15 protein-coding genes are annotated in these 17,245 nt (G+C 47.4%); 11 read left to right on the top strand and 4 right to left on the bottom strand.

Translation table 11 applies throughout. The annotated features are described in order from the left end of the window. Positions 1-187 precede the first annotated feature (187 nt). Entirely contained in the window at positions 188-1,474 is a 1,287-nt protein-coding gene (locus GQF01_RS11440) for an adenylosuccinate synthase (protein ID WP_161406893.1), read from the top strand. Positions 1,475-1,613: 139 nt separating this feature from the next. Continuing rightward, a complete protein-coding gene (locus tag GQF01_RS11445) occupies positions 1,614-2,267 on the top strand; it encodes a hypothetical protein (RefSeq protein ID WP_161406894.1) in 654 nt (217 codons plus the stop codon). Between the two features lie 37 nt (positions 2,268-2,304). On the opposite strand, the gene GQF01_RS11450 is transcribed toward GQF01_RS11445, so the two are convergent. Continuing rightward, entirely contained in the window at positions 2,305-2,568 is a 264-nt protein-coding gene (locus GQF01_RS11450) for a hypothetical protein (RefSeq protein ID WP_161406895.1), read from the bottom strand. Between the two features lie 311 nt (positions 2,569-2,879). Here GQF01_RS11450 and GQF01_RS11455 point away from each other — a divergent pair, with 311 nt between their 5' ends. From GQF01_RS11455 to GQF01_RS11480, 6 genes are all read left to right on the top strand, one after another. Continuing rightward, positions 2,880-4,424 (top strand): M23 family metallopeptidase, encoded by a 1,545-nt coding sequence (locus GQF01_RS11455; RefSeq protein WP_161406896.1) that lies wholly within the window; start codon positions 2,880-2,882, stop codon positions 4,422-4,424. A 136-nt stretch (positions 4,425-4,560) separates the two neighbouring features. Continuing rightward, positions 4,561-5,280, top strand: coding sequence for a response regulator YycF (gene yycF, locus GQF01_RS11460; RefSeq protein WP_145665415.1), 720 nt, complete (start codon positions 4,561-4,563; stop codon positions 5,278-5,280). Between the two features lies 1 nt (position 5,281). After that, positions 5,282-7,114, top strand: a complete 1,833-nt coding sequence (gene walK, locus GQF01_RS11465; RefSeq protein WP_161406897.1) for a cell wall metabolism sensor histidine kinase WalK — start codon at positions 5,282-5,284, stop codon at positions 7,112-7,114. Beyond that, positions 7,111-8,400, top strand: a complete 1,290-nt coding sequence (locus GQF01_RS11470) for a YycH family regulatory protein (protein WP_161406898.1) — start codon at positions 7,111-7,113, stop codon at positions 8,398-8,400. The genes walK and GQF01_RS11470 overlap by 4 nt, the downstream gene beginning before the upstream one ends. A gap of 39 nt (positions 8,401-8,439) precedes the next feature. After that, on the top strand, positions 8,440-9,264 hold the full coding sequence (yycI, locus tag GQF01_RS11475) for a two-component system regulatory protein YycI (RefSeq protein WP_161406899.1): 825 nt from the start codon (positions 8,440-8,442) through the stop codon (positions 9,262-9,264). A gap of 67 nt (positions 9,265-9,331) precedes the next feature. Further along, positions 9,332-10,132 (top strand): MBL fold metallo-hydrolase, encoded by an 801-nt coding sequence (locus GQF01_RS11480; RefSeq protein WP_161406900.1) that lies wholly within the window; start codon positions 9,332-9,334, stop codon positions 10,130-10,132. Here the strand turns inward: GQF01_RS11480 and GQF01_RS11485 are convergent. Further along, a complete protein-coding gene (locus GQF01_RS11485; RefSeq protein WP_235959445.1) occupies positions 10,101-10,310 on the bottom strand; it encodes a hypothetical protein in 210 nt (69 codons plus the stop codon). The genes GQF01_RS11480 and GQF01_RS11485 overlap by 32 nt on opposite strands. A 180-nt stretch (positions 10,311-10,490) precedes the next feature. On the opposite strand from GQF01_RS11485, the gene GQF01_RS11490 reads away from it, so the two are divergent. The 3 genes from GQF01_RS11490 to rlmH all read left to right on the top strand — a co-directional run bounded on the left by GQF01_RS11490 (position 10,491) and on the right by rlmH (position 12,510). Beyond that, positions 10,491-11,714, top strand: a complete 1,224-nt coding sequence (locus tag GQF01_RS11490) for a S1C family serine protease (protein WP_328803442.1) — start codon at positions 10,491-10,493, stop codon at positions 11,712-11,714. Between the two features lie 33 nt (positions 11,715-11,747). Beyond that, entirely contained in the window at positions 11,748-11,915 is a 168-nt protein-coding gene (locus GQF01_RS11495) for a CxxH/CxxC protein (RefSeq protein ID WP_127454029.1), read from the top strand. Positions 11,916-12,030: 115 nt separating this feature from the next. Further along, on the top strand, positions 12,031-12,510 hold the full coding sequence (gene rlmH / locus GQF01_RS11500; protein WP_161406901.1) for a 23S rRNA (pseudouridine(1915)-N(3))-methyltransferase RlmH: 480 nt from the start codon (positions 12,031-12,033) through the stop codon (positions 12,508-12,510). Between the two features lie 253 nt (positions 12,511-12,763). On the opposite strand, the gene GQF01_RS11505 is transcribed toward rlmH, so the two are convergent. Both GQF01_RS11505 and GQF01_RS11510 read right to left on the bottom strand, forming a co-directional pair. Further along, a complete protein-coding gene (locus tag GQF01_RS11505; RefSeq protein WP_161406902.1) occupies positions 12,764-14,434 on the bottom strand; it encodes a recombinase family protein in 1,671 nt (556 codons plus the stop codon). Between the two features lie 386 nt (positions 14,435-14,820). Beyond that, complete coding sequence (locus tag GQF01_RS11510; RefSeq protein ID WP_161406903.1) at positions 14,821-16,308, bottom strand: hypothetical protein; 1,488 nt, start codon at positions 16,306-16,308, stop codon at positions 14,821-14,823. Positions 16,309-17,245: the final 937 nt, after the last annotated feature.

The raw sequence follows: 17,245 nt of genomic DNA on the forward strand, positions 1-17,245 counted from the left end.
TAAGGTCGTTTTTCATGCCGAAAGGTAGGTGCCCTTCCTGCAGATTGCTGCCCGAGGAGACCTAGTGCCTTCGGTGAGTAGTGGACGCTGAACACTTTAGCGCTTTAATGAAGTCCATTTTTTCAGTGGTACGAAAGCCAATACGGCTCATTATGGGTGACTCGTCACCGTACGGAGGTAAGTGCATATGTCAACGGTTGTTGTTGTCGGAACGCAATGGGGAGATGAAGGGAAAGGTAAAATCACGGATTTCTTAGCGGAATCTGCTGAGGTTGTTGCTCGTTACCAAGGTGGTAACAACGCAGGCCATACGATTATTATCAGCGGGAAAAAGTATAAGCTGACAATGATTCCTTCCGGTATTTTTTACCAAGATAAAGCATGTGTGATCGGGAACGGTATGGTTATTAACCCCGCAGCACTCATTGAAGAAATTAACTACATTCATGATAATGGTTTTTCGACAAAAAATTTAAACATCAGTGACCGCGCGCATGTGATCATGCCGTATCATTTGGTGCTTGACGGTCTGGAAGAAGATCGTAAAGGCGATAGCAAAATTGGCACGACCCGTAAAGGGATCGGACCTTGTTATATGGATAAAGCAGCACGTAACGGGATTCGTATCGCGGACTTGATGGATGCGGAAGAGTTTGAATTGAAACTAAGACGCATTGTTGCAGAGAAAAACGTGTTGATCGAACAAGTATATGGTTCCACAGGCCTAGATGTAGAGCCGATTCTTAGAGAGTACCTTGAGTACGCAGAAGTCATTCGTCCATATGTAACGGACACTTCAGTTGTACTGAATGAGTACATCGATCAAGGTCGCAGAGTCCTGTTCGAAGGTGCACAAGGCGTTATGTTGGATATTGACCAAGGCACATACCCGTATGTAACTTCCTCCAACCCAACGGCTGGCGGCGTATGTATCGGATCCGGCGTAGGTCCAACGAAGATCCAGAACATCATCGGCGTAGCCAAAGCGTACACGACTCGTGTCGGCGACGGTCCGTTCCCTACGGAACTCGACAACGAAGTTGGCGCTTGGATCCGTGAGAAAGGCTTTGAGTACGGCACAGTAACTGGCCGTCCGCGCCGTGTTGGCTGGTTCGACAGCGTTGTTGTCCGTCACGCAAGACGCGTTAGCGGCATTACAGGCCTGTCTTTGAACTCCATCGACGTTCTGACAGGGCTTGAAACGGTTAAAATTTGCACAGGCTACATGTACCGCGGCGAGCTTATCGAGCACTACCCGGCTAGCTTGAAAGCCATCTCTGAGTGTGAAGCTGTGTACGAAGAGCTTCCGGGCTGGACAGAAGATGTGTCTGGTGCACGTACATTGAGTGATCTGCCTGAGAATGCAAGACACTATATTGAGCGTGTTTCCCAGTTGACAGGCATTCCAATCTCGATTTTCTCCGTAGGCCGTAACCGTGAGCAAACGAATTTGGTTCGTCCAATCTACGCATAATGCAATCGCGATAAATACAAAATCCTCTAGGCTCATAGCAGCTTAGAGGATTTCTTTTTGTCTAATGGGACTTAATGGACATGATTTCGTCAATACTGGGAAGGAGGGAACAGTTTAAGCGTCAGGAGTGATAAAGCGAATGAAAGTATTAACGTGGCTGGGTAAAATCGTCATAAGCAGCATACTTATTACAACAATCACAATGTTTACGACATGGTATGTGGTAAACATGTATGTAGAGGATATATTTCGACAATATCAGATTCCAGCCTTGGGTAAAAAGGTTCAATTTAGTGATTTTGCTGCAAGATTGGCCGGAGAGCTGAATATAGTTATGCGTAGAGACGGGGGGAAGCAAGCTGCCCCAGTGGATACACCTGCGGCTACGCCTAGTCCTAGTCCCAGCCCGTCTGGCCGTGTGCCTAATTCCGGTTCAAGCGATCCCTTACATTCGGATGCTGGAGCATATGGAGAAGGGGCTTCTCAAGGAGTGAAGGATGATGATGCCGTAGCCGTCATGGGGCGTGTAAGTGATGCAAACGAGCAGAAGAAGGAACTTGTCATGTCGACCGAGGATTTCGCTAAGAAGAAAGAAGCGTTATCCAGTGATGATAAGATGAAAATATTTTCTCTTGTTGTTGCTAAGCTGCCGCAAAATGAGGTGCAGCATCTGTCTGTTTTGCTGGAGGACGGAATCACGACGGATGAGCTTAATCAGGTCAATGATACGCTCAAGAAGTACTTGAACGAGACGGAATTAAAACAGTTAACAGCTATTCTGAACAAGTACTAACTGACCTAACTCCTGATCCGAAAACTGTGGATTAGCTCTAATGGAGCTGTCCTCCGAATTTCATAATGGTGTCCTCGGCTTGACGGTAGCGCGATTTCTCTACACAAACTATGAGCGCGTAAGAGGGCTCGGCTGCCGAAAAGCTATCAACGGATTGAATCAAACCGCCGGCAAAGTCATCGGTATGTGGCTCACCGCCATAATTGAATTTGATATCCAGTACACCCTGAGATCTAAGGACCTCAGCTGTTTTCTCCATTGTAGTCCGATCTGTGAACGTAGCTTCCAAATTAATTTCCATGCATAAGCTCCCCTTTCAAATTTTCACTCAAATTCGGCATTTCTCGTAATTGGGTGCAAAATCTATTGGATTTATGTACAAAAAATTGAAACTTTAACGTCTTCTTTTGGCGGTGGACACGAATCTATCACATGGAGATCGAGTATTTTGTTGAAATAAGCAGAGAAAGTGTGTTAAATTTAACAAAAGGTAGATATCCTCACGGATATTATGTCTAATCAAGGTTTATTTATGTATTTTGGAGGAATTAATCATTAGCGTGCTATTGAAAATAACTTCAAAGATGCAAAACCGTTCAAAGGGAGAAGATCATGACAGGTTTCAGGGGTATGCGCTTTGTTAAGGATCTCATCAAGAGATTCACGCCGAAGCGAGAAAGCTTGACCGGAAATGAATCAATATCAGACAAGCAGCTGGAAGAAGTATCGACAACTACGACGTTAACGGTAATCAAACGACATAAATGGTCTCTAGTTCTGGGAGTTAGTGCGGTTGTGCTAACAGGGGCGATTACGTTTGCAGGTCATCAATATGTGCAAGCGAAAATGGTAAATGTATATCACGTTATGCTCAATGGCGAAGAAATTGGTGTCGTGAGCGATAATAAATTGATTGATGAATATAAGCAGCAAAGACCACAAGAAGTACAAAAGAATTTCCCAGATGTTCATGTCGTTCTCAAGACAAATGGTGTTACCTACACGCCTGAAAAGGCTTACAATCTGGCGACGGATGATTCAGCTGTGATCGCCACGCTTAATAAGGCATTAGTGCCCCAACCGGTCGGGGTCGAACTGAAGGTAGATGGAAATACAATCGCCGTTGTGAAGGATCAGCAGACAGCTGATCAGATTCTCGAACAGGTTAGTGCGCCTTTCGCACCAAAAACCAAGGAAGCTGCTAAGGTTGCTGTACTATCCACAAACCTAGGCGAGGACATCTCTACTGCGCCGTCTGAGCTTGAGAAGGTGGAATTTGTTCAGCAAGTCGATAAAGTAGAAGTGCCGATTAAGCCAGATGAATTAGCTAAACCGGAAGATGTCGTGAAGAAATTGACGACTGGCGATGTGACGCCTGCAAAATACACGGTAGTCGAGGGAGATTGCGTCTCCTGTATCGCTAAGAAATTAGGGATTACGAAGCAATTCATTTATGATAAAAATCCTGGACTTCAGGACGATAAACTAAAGATTGGCAATCAGCTTGATGTCACTGTGCTTAAGCCTAAACTGTCCGTCAAAACGACAGAGAAGATTGTGAAGAATCAAGAGATCCAGTACGATACGGAATATGTGAAAGATGATTCGCAGCGCGTAGGCGTCGTTCAACCGATTTCACCTGGGAAGAACGGGCTCAAGAAGGTAACGATCCAAGTGACGAAGGTCGATGGCTTAATGACCAATGAGCAGCTGGTGGACGAAGAAATTATTGATAAGCCAGTCACGGCGAAGGTGAAAAAAGGGACCAAAGTCATTAAGGGTGAAGGTACAGGGAAATTCGCATGGCCTGTTGTTTCTCCAAGTATCTCCAGTACGTTCGGCGTGCGTTGGGGCAAGCTTCACAAGGGAATCGATATTACAGGGAACAAAAACATCATGGCGGCTGACAATGGTAAAGTAACCGAAACCGGCTATAAATCAGATTACGGCAATTATGTCATTATTAATCATTTGAACGGTTACGAGACGTTATATGGCCACATGAGCAAAATTATTGCTACCGAGGGTTCGATCGTTGAAAAAGGCGATGCCATCGGTATTATGGGAAGTACAGGCGATTCCACAGGTGTTCACTTGCATTTCGAAGTACACAAAAGCGGCAGCTTGGAAAATCCACTGAAGTATTTAAATCGTTAATTTACATAGAGGCAAGGTCAAACCGGACAACTCGGGGGGCCTTGTCTCTTTTTAGTTGAATATATGATAAAATAGAGGGTAGTATGCAAGGAATAGGACGACTTCGCAGTTAATCCTGGAGTAGGCGGTGGTAGGTTTGTTTGGAAAAATTCTCGTGGTGGATGACGAACAACCGATTGCAGATATTTTGAAATTTAATTTGGAAAAAGAGGGCTATCAGGTGATCTGTGCCTATGATGGCGGAAGCGCTGTAGAGCTGGCGTTCTCTGAGCAGCCCGATCTTATATTGCTGGATCTCATGCTTCCCGTGAAGGATGGGATGGATGTGTGCCGAGAGGTGCGCTCGAAGCTGAACACACCGATTATTATGTTAACAGCCAAAGATACGGAGCTGGATAAAGTGCTTGGTCTGGAGATGGGCGCGGACGACTATGTCACCAAGCCATTCGGTACGAGAGAGCTGCTAGCCCGAGTTAAGGCGCACTTGCGCCGCCAGACGAAGGTGCAGTCAGCACCGAGTGAGTCAGATACGCAGCGCAATGGGATGCGGATTCATGCTTTATTCATCGATAACGACATGTACATGGTGTACAAAGATGGGGTTCCGCTCGATCTGACGCATCGCGAGTTCGAGTTGATTCAATACTTGGCCAAAAATTCCGGCAAAGTAATGACACGCGAGCACCTGCTGCAAGCGGTGTGGGGCTTTGAGTATTTCGGCGACGTGCGCACCGTCGATGTGACGATACGCCGGCTGCGCGAGAAGCTGGAGACAGACCCAAGCCGTCCGGAATACATCATGACGCGCAGGGGGCTTGGCTATTTAATGCGCAGCCCGAAAGCCGGAGGCTTCTAAGATGAAGGGCATCCGCTTCTTCCAATCGATCCAAGCAAAGCTGATTATTGTGTATGTCTTGCTCATTTTGATTGCGATGCAGCTTATCGGGGTGTATTTCTACAAAACAGTGGAGACGTATTTCAAAAACGACTTCTTGGCTTCGCGCAACAGCCAGGTTACGCTGCTGGCTGGTTTCGTGGGGTCCTATCTCACAGGGGATCAGGACAGCAAGAATGCTGCCGAAGGCAAGAAAACGTACGCGGATTTGAACGAGTTCGTTAGCAATTTATTTTCGATTAATAATGCTGAAATTCAAATTATAGATGCCAACGGGAACGTCATCAGCACGTCGGTTCCCAATCATTTAAAGCAAAAAAATACGCAGCCGGAAGTCATCCGAGCGCTGCAAGGGATCAAGGACAACCAGCGGATCTTCACGGATGAAGATGGTTATCGGAAGGTCATCATCGCTAAGCCTGTGGGCAGTGGTGCTCGTGTTCTGGGCGCTGTCTATCTCATCGCATCTATGGAGGATGTCTATAAGACGATTCGGTCGATTAATCGCATCCTGATTTCGGGTACATTGATTGCGCTAGGGTTAACAGCCATCCTTGGTGTCATCCTTACAAGTACAATTACGAATCCAATCAAAGAGATTACGAAGCAGGCGACAGCAGTTGCAGAGGGAAATTTTGATCAGCAGGTTATTATTCAAGGTACCGATGAGATCGGTCAGCTCGGTCATACGTTTAATTTCATGATGAATCGGCTCAGGGAAGCTCTTTCTCTCAATGAAGAGGAGAAGGAGAAGCTGGCATCCATCTTGACGAATATGAACGACGGGGTCATCGCAACGGATGATAAAGGGCATGTCATCGTCTTGAACCGCCGGGCGAAGCAAATTCTGCAGGCGGAAGAAGAAACGACTATCGGCCTCGATATCTCCAAGGTGCTCGGGATTCCGAACGAAACGATTCAAGGGCTTCTTCAAGGAGAGGTGCGGACGACGCTGCTCGATATTGAGCTTCCGGATGATGATGAACAATTCTCCGTACGCATTACCTTCACACCGATTCATCGCCGGGGAGAAGGGCAGAGCGGGATTATTGCGGTGTTGCAGGACGTAACAGATCAAGAGAAGTTGGAGCAAGCTAGACGCGAGTTCGTTGCGAACGTGTCGCACGAACTGCGTACACCGCTGACGACGATCAAGAGCTATCTGGAAGCGCTTGATGATGGCGCTATTGAGGAGCCGCAACTGGCTTCTCGCTTTATCAGCGTGACGCGCAGCGAGACAGAGCGGATGATCCGCTTAGTAACGGATCTCTTACACTTATCGAGGCTGGATTCCAAGCAGTCGATGATGAGCAAATCAACAACACTTGTGAGCGAGATGCTGGAGGAAGTGGCCGATCGGTTCTCTTTTCAGCTGCAGCAGCGCAAGATTGAGATTGTGATTCGGGTAGAGAAAGGCGTAACCGGCCTGCTGCTCGACCGTGACAAGATTGATCAGGTTCTCGATAATCTGGTGTCGAACGCGATTAAATATACGGGTGATGAAGGCGCAATCCGGCTGGAGGCTCGGAAGATTGAGAAGGATATGCTGGAAATTTCCGTTCAGGATAATGGTATTGGGATTCCGAAGAAGGATTTGACCCGTATTTTTGACCGGTTCTATCGCGTAGACAAAGCGCGTTCTAGGAATATGGGCGGTACAGGATTAGGATTATCCATTGCCCGGGAAATAGTCAAAGCACATGGTGGAACGATTAATTTAGAGTCCGAGTTGGGACAAGGAACCCGTGTTGTATTTACGCTGCCGATCCAGCAAGAGGAGGAAGATGAGCTATGATTGAGAGCCTAAAATCTATCGCGCTTGTCATCCTGATTGGTACCTCGCTGTATCAAAGTTTTTTGCTGGCGTCGTACAGTCCGCCTAAGATTGAGCCCATCCAACAAAGCAATTATGTGCAAACGGAGACGCTTGGGAAGCAGGCAGAGCTGCAGGATATGCTTTTCCCGGATCAGATTATTGTCCATTTGGGCAACCAGCAGCATTCCGTGCTGTATCCCACCAATTATTATTATACGAGACTGCTCGACAACATTAAGCAGCGGAGCTTCAGGGGCTTCCGCAAAACGTCCATGTATCTGGTGAATGTGAACTGGGAAGATGTTCGTAATAAACAGCAAGGCGTCGAAATTCGGTTCCGGGACGGCATTCCATTCACTATTCTGCAGCAGGTACTGCGGATTGAGGGTGAGCTGCCAGCGGAGAATGATAAAGTGACGCGGATTTGGATTTACTCGAAAGGCACTGACGAAGATGTTCGCGCTTTCTTCTTTACGGATTCCCCAGGCGTAGGGTATGAGGTCATTGGGGCCGATTTTACAAGTAAAGACGTGGAGAACTTCGCAGCTTTCGGTGACATTACGAATTTGTACAAGACGACGAACAGCGGTGATTACTATCTGCCGGTCAAGCCGCTCAGGCTTCCGAGCTATACGTTCAATTACACCCAGCTTACGGCGGATCAATTGAAACAAAGTTTATTCGTAGATCCTGGCATTACCCGCTATCTCAAAGAGCGCGATGGTTCAGAAATCTATACGGACAGCAAACGCGGTTTCCAGCTTAATCGTGACCTGCGGTGGATTACGTATTCCGACCCTGTTGCTCCTGTAGAGAGCAAAAGCGAAGTGCTGGAAAACTTGCTGGCCGGCATTAAATTCATCAACCAGCATATTGGTTGGGACGGTAAATATATGGTGGCTCGCACGCCACAGAAGCAGCTTTTTGACAATCAAGCCTTTACGTTCCGTCAGTATTATGAATCCTTGCCGATTGTAACGGCACAGCCCGAAGGTTATGGTTCTCTGAAAATGCAGGTGCAGAAGGGAATCATCTCTGGATTCGAACGATCAATGATTATTCCGGATCTGAAGACCGCTCAGCGGCGCGATGGGGAGATATTATCCGGTGATGCATTAGAAGAACGGCTGCAGTATTATCAGCGACGGTCCAGCATCGTCTCTATTTTCCCAGCGTATCATCCGGTTGTTTCGGAAAAGTCGCTCACATTAGTTCCTGTATGGGCCTTGGAACTGCGGGATGGCACGTATGATTTCATCGAATAGTTTGATTAAGTTAATTTGTATGGAAAGGTTGGTGAGATCATGAATTGGAGCAGGGCCAAAACGATCCTGATTTGCTCCTTTTTGCTGCTCAATATGATTCTTGGCTTCCAGCTGTGGTCCACCAATCGCTCCAACCAGACGGAAATCTCGCTAGATACTTCAGGGACGATCGAAGAGCTGAATCGTGCGCTCCACAGTAAAAATATTCGGCTAGCCGTTGAATTACCGACGGATGTTACGAAACTGAAGGTTATTACGGTGAAAAAAGATGATAGTATAAAGCCTGGGGATGAGAAAGTCTTGAAAACGCCTATAAGCATGAGCGCGCTGCTCGGCAAGGGGGCAAGTAAAGAGGTTCAAGCCCAGTCGGAGATTCCGAATTTTAACCTGTATCAGTTGGATTCGGCGGTAAGAACCAATGGTACTTATGTATTTAATCAGCTGTATGGCAAGCTTCCGCTCTTTGACATGACGGTAGAGCTGAATGAGGAAAATGGAGAAATTACCAGTTACCGTCAAGCCTACGTTGAAGTAGAATCAGGAGTAGAACAAACGGAGCAAAAGCTGATTCCCGCTCAATTAGCGGTACGCAGTCTTGTAGATAACTATTTAAGCGAAGGCTCGATTATAACGGAGGTCAGATTGGGGTACCATGGACAGCCCTATAACTCTGAGACGCAGCCGATGTTCCCGCACTGGCGGATTACGATTGATAATCGGGATATTTATTATCTGCAAGCGTTCAACGGCGCAGTGGAATCTCCGCAAAAAGGATTGGATCCAGTTCCTTTTGGAACGCAAGAAATCGGTAAACCCGAAAGTACAAGCAATAGCGATGATAAGAACAAGCCAGATAAGAAGTAGCACGATAGCGACTTACATAAACAGCTAAAAAGCATGTGTACATGTATGCATAGAGGAGCAGGGTAGGATGGGTATGAGGTTTACAGTGCTGTCGAGCGGTTCGACGGGGAATGCGACGGTCGTCGACAATGGGGAGACCAAGGTGCTTATCGATGTGGGCTTCAGCGCGAAGAAGATGGAGGCGTTGATGAAGGAACGCGAGCTAGCGGCGAACACGATTGACGCCATTGTGATCACACATGAGCATTCGGATCATATCAAAGGGTTAGGCGCATTCGCGCGTAAGTACGATTTGCCCATCTATGCGAACGAGAAGACGTGGGTAGAATTAGATCGCCAGATCGGTGTCATTGCGGAAGAGAACAAGCGGGTTATGGAAACCGGCAGCGTCGAAGAGTTCGGTACTCTGCGCGTTGAATCGTTCGGGATTTCGCATGATGCGGCGGAACCGGTGGGTTATTGCTTTTATGAAGGTGAGCAGAAGATAAGTGTCGTCACAGATCTAGGCTATATGAGCGAGAAAGTGAAAGAGAAGATTATAGATTCGGATGCTTTGGTGCTAGAGACGAATCATGACGTAGACATGCTCCGTGTCGGGCACTATCCTTGGAGCATTAAGCGCCGCATTCTCGGGGATAAGGGGCATTTATCCAACGAAGCCGCGGGAGAAGCGCTCTGTGACGTGATGACGAATAAGACGAAGTCCGTCTATATGGCACATTTAAGCCGTGACCATAATTTAATGGATTTGGCCAGGCTAACGGTGAATAACATAGTACAAGAGCGTGCCCCTGAGTCTAAGCAGCTACGATTAATGGATACGTACTTCGACCGTTCTACGAAATGGGATGTATTGGATTCGGAGTAAGCGCGGCGTCGATTTCTTTGGATTTGAGCTGGATTTCCTGAGGCGTGATTAGGCCCTTATCAATCAGTGTTTGAATGAGAGATGAAAGAACGAGGGATTGGTGGTAAAGGCTGTCTTTGAGGTCAGCGAGCTTCCCGATCATGTTGATTTCGTCCATATGGGATGGAATACGATTCATAATGTGCATTCTCCTTTGTTTTTCTGATTTAAAGTTACTGTTAACTCTAGTAATTCCTTGAGAGATTTGGTTTACTATTATTGTAGGCAAGAACGGAACGAAACATTCCTATTTTTTGCAAATAAGATTCTGAGGCAAGAGCGGCATGACCCGCCCCCTGTCAGCAAGGAGGGACACCCTGTGAGTTTGTTTGATGATGATTTTTATTCGACGAAAAGAACCAAGCAGCGAGAGCCTGTATGGCGTCCTAAACGTTCGGGTGGATTTACAGGTTTTACGGAACGCAGACGAAATGTGGCCCTTGTAGCGGGTGTAGGCGGGGCTTTATCGATGCTTTTGCTAGTTGGATTGGTTAGCGGGTTGGGTCCAACTGAACCGCAAGCCGATGCGATAGCGATACCAGCTGCAGTTGCGAACGCCGAGACGCGTCCGATGAACATCAACGACTCTGTCGTGGCAGCAACGGAGAAAATTAAGCCGGCCGTGGTCAGTGTGATTTCCTCCAAGAAGGATGATAAGGGCCAAGAGAGCGGAATTGGGATTGGATCGGGTGTCATTTTTTCTCGAAATGGCGATAAAGTGCGGATCGTGACGAATAGTCATGTCGTTGAAAGTGGGAACCAGTTTGAAATTGTCAATTTTCAAGGCGAGCATCGCAAAGCTACGCTGGTCGGCAACGACCGGATTACGGATTTAGCCGTTTTGGAAGCTGATAGTAAAGATATTAAGGTAATAGCGGAATTTGGCGATTCCGAGTCGCTGCGCGCTGGTGAGATGGCGATTGCTGTCGGTAACCCGCTAGGCCTAGGCTTCTCGCCAACCGTTACCCAGGGCATCATTTCATCACCAAAACGGACGATTCCGGTTTCTTTGTCCCGTGAGGGTACGGATTATGACTGGGAGATGGATGTCATTCAGACCGACGCGGCGATCAATCAAGGGAACAGCGGTGGACCCCTGGTGAATATCGAGGGCAAAGTCATTGGCATTAATTCGATGAAAATCTCGGATACTGGCGTTGAGGGATTAGGGTTCGCGATCCCCATTAACAGTGCGAAGCCGATTATCGATAGTCTGATCACGGATCACAAGGTCAAAAGACCGCTGATGGGTGTGTCGACGCAGGAATTACAAGCTTTTAAAGGGACGGATGTATTAAAGCTGCCCGCAGATGTGAAAACTGGAGTTATCGTCTTCGAAGTCTCCGGACCTTCCAAGGAAGCGGGTCTGAAACCGCAGGATGTCATTGTGCTGCTGGATGACCGGAAGATTGATAGCACGATCACGCTGCGCAAGTATTTATATAATGAGAAACACATCGGTGATAAAGTGAACGTCACGTATTATCGCGGCGGCAAGAAGATGAATGCGGTGGTAACGTTAGTGGAAGCAACCGATAAATAAGATATTGAAACAATGCGGATGAGAGGTAGTTGCATGCACGTAGTTTGTAAAGATCATGTGGAAATCGCGATTGATGAGTTTGTCGATGAATACGAGGAAGCGCCGGACGTTGTGGATTTGCTGAAGACCCACTTCGCGAACTGGGAGCCTCCTTCACATTGTGAGCATTGCCAGGAGTTAGCGCGATTTCTAGTTGTATGAGGAAGGCTGATGCCTTCCTTTTTGTTTTGGTTGGGTGAGGGGAAAAGGTAGCGGAGGATGCAAGAGAAGTAAAGGATAAAGAGAGCGAAGGGTAAAGAGAAGGGATGTTTCGTTAATGCAGATTCAGATTTTAACGGTTGGGAAGTTGAAGGAGCGCTATCTGGTGGATGGGATCGCGGAGTACGTCAAGCGCCTTGGGCCTTATGCCAAGGTGCAGATGATTGAGGTGCCGGATGAGAAGGCACCGGAGAACATGAGCGCAGCTGAGGAGCAGCAGGTGCGGGATCGTGAGGGCGCGCGTCTGTTGACTGCGCTGCGCCCTGATGTGTACGTCGTGGCGCTGGCCATCGACGGCGAGATGTGGTCGAGCGACCAGCTGGCAGGCTCGCTCGACAAGTTGGCCACCTATGGGCGGAGCCAGGTGGCCTTCGTGATCGGCGGCTCGCTGGGGCTATCGAGCGAGCTGCTACGCCGTGCGGATATGCGGCTGAGTTTTGGCCGCATGACGCTGCCGCACCAGCTGATGCGGCTGGTGCTGGTGGAGCAGATTTATCGCGCGATGCGGATAAATCGGGGGGAGCCGTATCATAAGTAAGGGCAACTTTTTTTGCTGAATTGGTTGTTTACATGGGACTTTTTATTCTTTAGGCTAAAGATGCAGTCTTTTTATTGGTTTTACATTTTGCAGTGAGCCACACTCTGCGTGTTAGCCCTTATCACATCCCACTGTTAGGGGAAAGGTTGGGAGGAGATCGAGAAAAGAAAAGTGTCAAATGTGTCAATGGTGTCAGATTAGAGTCGGTATTGACGCAACTTTCGGTTCCTTCGGTCACAACGCAACACCCTCCTTAGATTATGATTGTGAAACGGGGAGACTTTTGCTTGGAAAAAGCAAAAGCCCCATCCAACTTAGCGGTGGATGGGGCTGTACCTAAAAAATACGCTGTTACTTTTTCATCGAACTCCAATTCTATGCCTTTCAGTTTCTGACCTTTCTGAACGGAGATCTGTTTGACTATCGTTTGGATCAGGGTCTTTCTTGCGTCTGTGGGTGAGGACTGGAGAAGCTTGTTGAAATCGCTCAAAGCACGACGTACGGAATGCAGGGCTACGGGTTCTGACTGATTTTCATCTAAGAGTCTTTCTGCCTCGGTTTTACGAAGGGCAAGTGTATTATACTTTTCCTTCAACTCATTCATGCGCTCGACCAGCATTTCTTTGTCCATCACGTCGTTCTCGTAGAGGGTGAAGTACTTTTGCTTTTGGATGTCCAGGGTTTTGAGCTCCTTGTCTATCGAAGCAATTTCCTTCTGAAGCGGGACGATGTCCTTGGTTCTGGCTTGGTTGATTTTTTTAACAATGTCTTCTAAGACCTTTGGTTGACATGCGACCTCCCCGATGCGCTCGACTACAAAATTCTCGGCAAAGTCAGCCTTGACTGAGTTAGAATTGCAAACGCGGCTTCCCTTGTTTCGGAAATTGCTGCAGACATAATACCTGCGGACAACTTTCGAGCCGTCTTTCAGGGTGCCATTTATTCGATGTGCTATAAGTGATGCTCCGCACTGAGGGCATCGCATGAGTCCGGTGAGGAGGTAGATTCCGTCGAATTTTCGCGGAGTGGAAACTGCTTTTTTCTTGTAGAGTATTTGAACAGCTTCCCAAAGATCATCAGTGATGATCGGAGCATGTTCCCCGTTTACCAAAATGGGGTCTTTGTTGGTACCTTTTCTTCTTTTTTCGTTCCAGTTCTCTCTTACGTTGTATCTGATCTTCCCAATGTAGATGGGGTTATTGATGATTGTTTTGACGGAAACGCTGCTGAAATAGTTACCGGGTTTCGTCTTGAATCCTTCTTTATTCAACTGGTTTGCGGTGCTTTTAAGTCCTTGTCCTGCCGCGTACATCCGAAAGATCTTTCGGATGAGTTCAGCTTCAATGTGATTGATCTGTAGAGCGGACTCCTTTCCCCTAGCAGTAAGGACTTCCACCAAGTCATACCCGAGAACGGTTCCTCCATTCCACTTACCATTTCTAGCTCGTTGTTTCATTCCCATTTTGACGTTCTCGACGATGGTATTTCTCTGAAACTCGGCGATTACTCCGAGCATCTGGATGCTAAGCTTTCCGGAGGCCGTTTCCGTGTCGAAATCCTTCTCAGAAAAGCTCCGGAATTTCACATTGTGCTTATTCAGATGCTCAACAATGTTGAGCAAGTCAGACATCTTTCGGCTTATGCGGTCTAACTTCCAGACCAACACTTCTTGTATTTTTCCTTCCTCAATGTCGCTTAGAAGTGACTTGATTGCTGGCCGCTTCTGAATGGTTTTACCGGAAATTCCAGCATCAACGTACTCTTTGTAGACGATCTTCTGCTCCGAGTTGCAAAGGCTTCGGAGGGTGCTGAGCTGTGCCTCGATGCTGTAACCCTGCTCCGCTTGTTCCTCAGTGCTAACTCGAGCGTAGATTCCAACGTACACTATGTCAGATGGTTGAAGCAACTCGATTTGTTTTTTCATGTATTTTGCTCCTTCTGTTAGCTTGCTATTTCAGATTCGATCTTACCAAGCTTAAGCCCAAAATTATTGTAAGATTCAAGCATTCGAACCATCTCCTCAGTAGAAACTTTTTTTTGAAGGGAGTTTTTCCGAGATGGGATGAATACTACGAATGGCATCGATTGACAATGGTTCTTGAGATACTCCGTTACCATTTCGGACAAAATTCCAATCATCTGCTCGTAGGGAAAGTTCTGTTTCGTTATCACTTAGTTGCACCATCCTTTTTACGTAGTTTATTGAACTGTGAACGACCAAGAAAAGCGTCGGGAGTGTCAATGTGTCAGTGACTGTACTGACGCATCCGACGCTTTACAAGGTCTGAATCGCGGAGGTGTGGAAGCTGCTTAGGACGCTTCTTCATCACTGATCGCATTCACGTCGACTTTTTGGACTGTTGCCTCTTTGTAGTCGCCTTTGTGACGAATCTCGACTTCGATCCCGCAGGCCCTCAAATTCGATTTTATCTCTCTGATTCTTCGACTCAGAGCATGAGGGGCTTTAGGCCAATCCTTAGTACGAGTGTCGATCTTCTCTCTAACGGCGATGTTTCCAAGCTTGTCGAGCAAGTCAGAAACAGGCCCTTCCCAGAACGGAGTCCGCTTCATCAGAGCTATGAAGGCGGAAGCGACAGGATGTGCAGAGACTGCTTCTTCGCTGGCCTTGTCCGTATTCATCTTGTAGGCTTTAAGGAACTTCTCTCCGTAGCCTTCCTGAATCGCTTCGGCTATTGCATAACCCCATTGTGCGAAGTCAGCCATTCTGGGCAGACTATCCAGTTGAACGTGGGGGTATATTTGTATTGCCCGGCTTAGCACGTCGAACAGGCCGCCAAGGATGGACGGTTTGTCCTGTTCAAATTCGCATTTGACTTGCTTTTCCGCTTTACGCTCACTTTCGTCAATTCTATCGAGCTCAAGAATGATGCTTCGGTCAAGGAGGTCTGCTTTAGACGCGACCACGTTGATCCCGTTGAGAATGAGGCAACGCAAGAACGAAAGGATGGTTTCCTCATCATCCGTGTAGAATTTGCGTGTGCTGTATCCTCCACCTGTAGCCGCGGTGCACAGAAGGTCACTGATTTTCGTCGAGATAGATGTTAGGTTGTCGTATGCCGGCATGTAGTTGTTCTGCAGGGAAATGGCCAGATCGTGTACGCCTCCCGGCATTGAGCTGATGTCTCTGAATGCAGGATCGACGATGGAACGTGTCAATCTGGTCGAGCTGGACTTAGCGGCTCCTTTCTCCCCGGCGAGGATCAAGACTGGATGAGGAATAGCCGGGATGAAGCAGGCCACAATATAGACAAGGTATAGAAGTTTATCCGAATTTCTCTTAAAGCGGACATGCTTGAGGAGCTTCTTCAGATTGCCCGTTGCCGCGGGCATACACTGCGGTTGCATGTTTTGGCTGGACGAGAAGTAGACTGGACAGCTCTGCGTTATTTTCCATCCTGTGCTGTCGATTTCTACAACCGAGCCGGCAACGTCATGGAGGTCGTAGTAGATTCTCCCCTCATGCTCGCCTACGCGAAGTTCTACAGGTTTGGGCGTATCTGAGAAGGTAGCTTCGGCTTCTAATTGGGCCATTGCTTGATTGAAAGCGTCAGGTGATGAGGCTTGCCCAGTTTCTTGGTAGTAGCGTTTCATCATGTGGTTTCTAAAGGTCCTGCTTTTGACTTTTACGGCTTTGCTCGAATTTTTATGGTCAATGCAAACGTAGGGTTCCCCGTTCAAGTTAGTGAAGAGCTTGTTGCCTTCTTTGCCGAGAAAGATTAACATGTCTGTTGGGGTGCTTGGTGTTTCCGTTGCTTGCCCTTTTACCTTTGAATTCATGTGAGTAGTGCCCTCCTTAGTTTTGCCCGCGTAGTGTCAGGTCGACCTTCCTGTAGAGGCACGTTACGGGTTGGACAGTTGCTCATCCTAATCTGGCCTTGATTCGGATGTGCTGTGCAACTGATTGACCTCAGTTTATAGGAATCACTATTTTTTTGCGAAGCTCGTTTGGAAGAGGGGCACTTTGCTTCTGGGGAGCGAAGGCTCGCGGAGAGGTCTTAGAGGCTTCGTCAAACTCGCTCATGATCCCTTGATCGCGGTATTTCTTAGATTTTGTAAAAACTTCAGTGGGTTGTTCGAAAATGAAATGTGCCATCCCTCGAAAAAGGGATGGCATCCAATCACTTAGTCTATTTAGAGGCAAGGTATTGTCTTAGAGCCTGCTCAGCCACATCGCTGTAGCTTTTAATCGCTCGGCCTTTCTTTAGAATCTTCAGAGCGGAGAAGAGGCTACTCGGTAGGTATATCGTTACCTTAGAGTATTCCTGACCTAAGCAGTCAGCGAACTTTTCGAGCAACTTCAACTGTGCTGGTAGGGTTTCCGAATTATGGCTGGCAGATGTGTTATCTTCTGTACGAGCTCCTGCTGACCAGTTGATCCCTAAAGCCGAAGAATCAGACTGAGGCAGGATAGATTGCTTCGCCCGGCTTAGGTCGAGGTTACGTTGCCTTCTTGTGAATCCTCCATACATGTCCATTTATACGCCATCTCCTTTTAGTCGACCAAAAGTCGACAAAAAATCGTTTATATAAAATTGTTTGCAAAACTCGATAGCAAGTGATTTCACTGTGTTCCTATGATCCGGTATGATTGCTTACCGATTAAACATCATTCCTAGTTATGATATATGCTTTCTCTTTGGCTTGAACCGGGTTTGTAGACGAGAAAAAAAGAAGCCCAGCAAAAGAGCTGGGCTAGAAATGCTTCAAAGAAAGC

This window comes from Paenibacillus silvestris (genome assembly GCF_009882985.1).
GTDB lineage: Bacteria > Bacillota > Bacilli > Paenibacillales > NBRC-103111 > Paenibacillus_E > Paenibacillus_E silvestris.

What these genes read in the sequence shown, in the direction of transcription:
- GQF01_RS11495 (WP_127454029.1), top strand. Translation starts at nt 11,748, where the DNA reads ATGCACGTAGTTTGTAAAGATCATGTGGAAATCGCGATTGATGAGTTT.
- GQF01_RS11470 (WP_161406898.1), top strand. Translation starts at nt 7,111, where the DNA reads ATGATTGAGAGCCTAAAATCTATCGCGCTTGTCATCCTGATTGGTACC.
- GQF01_RS11510 (WP_161406903.1), bottom strand. Translation starts at nt 16,308, where the DNA reads ATGAATTCAAAGGTAAAAGGGCAAGCAACGGAAACACCAAGCACCCCA.
- GQF01_RS11445 (WP_161406894.1), top strand. Translation starts at nt 1,614, where the DNA reads ATGAAAGTATTAACGTGGCTGGGTAAAATCGTCATAAGCAGCATACTT.
- walK (WP_161406897.1), top strand. Translation starts at nt 5,282, where the DNA reads ATGAAGGGCATCCGCTTCTTCCAATCGATCCAAGCAAAGCTGATTATT.
- GQF01_RS11450 (WP_161406895.1), bottom strand. Translation starts at nt 2,568, where the DNA reads ATGGAAATTAATTTGGAAGCTACGTTCACAGATCGGACTACAATGGAG.
- rlmH (WP_161406901.1), top strand. Translation starts at nt 12,031, where the DNA reads ATGCAGATTCAGATTTTAACGGTTGGGAAGTTGAAGGAGCGCTATCTG.
- GQF01_RS11440 (WP_161406893.1), top strand. Translation starts at nt 188, where the DNA reads ATGTCAACGGTTGTTGTTGTCGGAACGCAATGGGGAGATGAAGGGAAA.
- GQF01_RS11455 (WP_161406896.1), top strand. Translation starts at nt 2,880, where the DNA reads ATGACAGGTTTCAGGGGTATGCGCTTTGTTAAGGATCTCATCAAGAGA.
- GQF01_RS11485 (WP_235959445.1), bottom strand. Translation starts at nt 10,310, where the DNA reads ATGAATCGTATTCCATCCCATATGGACGAAATCAACATGATCGGGAAG.
- GQF01_RS11480 (WP_161406900.1), top strand. Translation starts at nt 9,332, where the DNA reads ATGGGTATGAGGTTTACAGTGCTGTCGAGCGGTTCGACGGGGAATGCG.
- GQF01_RS11505 (WP_161406902.1), bottom strand. Translation starts at nt 14,434, where the DNA reads ATGAAAAAACAAATCGAGTTGCTTCAACCATCTGACATAGTGTACGTT.
- yycI (WP_161406899.1), top strand. Translation starts at nt 8,440, where the DNA reads ATGAATTGGAGCAGGGCCAAAACGATCCTGATTTGCTCCTTTTTGCTG.